Here is a 2,420-nt window from a genome sequence, read left to right on the forward strand (position 1 = left end):
TACCGGGGATCAAACAGTTTGATCTGACCGGCAAAACTGCCGTCGTAACAGGCGGATCTAAGGGGCTGGGCTTTGCTATGGCAGCCGGGCTGGCCTCTGCGGGAGCAAATATTGTTTTGGTTAACCGCAATGCACTGGAAGGCGAGCGGGCTGCCGCGGAGCTTTGCATTGCATTTGAGACCCGGGTAATTTCGTTTGCCGGAGATATTACCAGCCAGGCAGATACCGAAGCAATGGCCCATTTTGCAATGGACAACTTCGGCAGGTTAGATATTTTGGTCAATAGTGCGGGCATCAACATCAGAGGTCCGATTGACGAGATTTCGCCAACCGACTTCAATCGCGTCATGGAGGTGAATGTAAATGGAACCTGGCTCGCTTCCCGCGCAGTAACTCCGGTTATGAAAGCACAGAAGAGTGGGAGGATCATTAATCTGGCGAGTACGCTGGGTTTGGTCGGACTGGCAAACCGCACACCTTATACGGCGAGCAAGGGTGCAGTAGTACAAATGACGCGCGCGCTGGCGCTTGAACTTGCCCCTTTCGGAATACGCGTTAATGCGATTTGTCCGGGCCCATTTTTGACAGAGATGAATATTCCCATTGCTGAAAGTGAAGAAGCCAAGGAGATTATCCTTGGCGCTACGGCGCTGCACCGGTGGGCACAGCTCAAAGAAATACAAGGCGCCGCCATTTTCCTCGCCAGCGAAGCATCGAGCTACATGGTAGGATCCGTGCTGACAGTAGATGGCGGCTGGACTGCGCGATAGTGTGTTATTTCCGGTGCCCCGAAATTTTCAGATGTACGTCCACGACCGGCTTGATCGAACCTTCGTCAGGTAAGCCGGGTTCAGTGGCATAGTTCATTCCCCAGATTGTCCTGTCGAAAGGAGCGAGTGCTTCCAATTTAAATACGTCGCCATTCACTTCGATTTTTGCGGGGAAAGAAAATGGGTGCGCATTGCCCAGGATAGTCAGGTTGCCGTGAACTTTGTAATTGGCACCGGTGACGATCCCATCACCCGATCCTGTAAACGGTTCCACACTGGCGATATCGAATTTTACTTCGGGATGCAGCACCATATTGAAGAAATCGGGGCTTTGCAGATGGTGTACGAGCGCGTGGCGCAGCTCTTCGGTGGGCTGGTTGAAGTTCACAATAGAAGAAACCGGGATAATGAAGGATCCGCTCTTAACCTGATTTCCTACTACTGTAAAGCTTTCACTTTTCACCGCAATGGAGCCTTCGTTGAAAAAGCCGGTTTTCAGATAACCTTTCCATTCTGCAACAGAAGAATCTTCGAGCACAAATTCAGAACGTTCCACCTGATGATCGGTGCAGCTGAAAAGCATACCGGTCGCAAGAATGAATGCAGAAACGAGTTTTGTTTTGACAATAGTACTAACAGTTTTCATGAGGTATTTTATTTAACATGGCTATGAGATAACGGCAGCAAAACTACAAGTGCCGGCAGCTCAGTACCCCACGCAAAACGGAGTAAAACCTACGTGTTGCGGATTATAGTTGTTAGGGAAGATACCTTTTCAACATGAAAATGCCGGCCAAGAGAATCTTGCCGGCATGGACTATGCTCGATAGTTCAGGTAAATAATTATCGCACTTCTTTTTGATCGTGGGTGTCGATTTTTTCTTTTTTCAAAAGTTCGTTTACACTTGCTTCTAAGTGATTCAATCGTGAAAGTGCGTTATCAAGCTCTTTGTTTTTGGTGTCTAGCTCCTTCAAAGCTTCAATGAGGTGCGGGATTAAGCCAGTGTAATTTACAGTTTTAAATCCCTTTTCATCTGTTTTTACCAGTTCGGGAAAGAGTTTTTCGACTTCTTGCGCAATCAATCCTGTTTGTGTTGTCTGAGACAGATTTTTGTTTTTCCAGAAATAATGATAACCTGAAAGCTGACTGAGTTTAGTCAGGCTATTTTGAAGTGGAGAAAAGTCACGCTTTAATCTGACATCAGATACTTCCTGTAATGCGCCGACCAATGTGGCACCACCGGTCGCATTGACCCAAAACCGCCAGTCATTGCCGAGATAAAAGCCTATTTGTTCGTCTGTTTTCATTCCCACGAATGATTTGGGTTCGTGCGCCGAGTTATCAAAGTAGATACCGGCTGTCTCAGCACCGTGCCTGATCCGCGGGCGGCCGTCAATGTCGAGAATAAACTGAGGAACAATTGAGCCGTTTCCGATACCTATCCTCCCATTTCTCAAAACAGTAAATGCATTCGAGAGTGCTGCCGGCCCGGAGCCGTTGCCTATCTGAAAGAGGCGATCAGAACCTTTTGCATCCGTAATTGCCGGGCCAGATGGATTATCCTGAACATTGTTGTAAGCTCCGAAAGTAGCAGAGGCAAAAGCCTTGGCAAATGTACCTTCGCCTGCCGATAGCGACATATTGCCTTC

The 2,420-nt window shown here is 48.0% G+C and carries 3 protein-coding genes; 1 reads left to right on the top strand and 2 read right to left on the bottom strand.

Going from position 1 to position 2,420, the window contains the following annotated elements:
* Positions 1 to 770 (top strand): SDR family NAD(P)-dependent oxidoreductase (locus ACTIE6_RS22655; RefSeq protein ID WP_439558796.1); only part of this gene is annotated, 770 nt, incomplete at its 5' end.
* Between the two features lie 4 nt (positions 771 to 774).
* Here the strand turns inward: ACTIE6_RS22655 and ACTIE6_RS22660 are convergent.
* Positions 775 to 1,416, bottom strand: coding sequence for a YceI family protein (locus ACTIE6_RS22660; RefSeq protein WP_439558797.1), 642 nt, complete (start codon positions 1,414 to 1,416; stop codon positions 775 to 777).
* 197 nt (positions 1,417 to 1,613) lie between these two features.
* Positions 1,614 to 2,420 (bottom strand): tail fiber domain-containing protein (locus ACTIE6_RS22665; protein WP_439558798.1); only part of this gene is annotated, 807 nt, incomplete at its 5' end.

The sequence above is a fragment of the Dyadobacter sp. genome (assembly GCF_051859145.1).
Taxonomy (GTDB): Bacteria; Bacteroidota; Bacteroidia; order Cytophagales; family Spirosomataceae; genus Dyadobacter.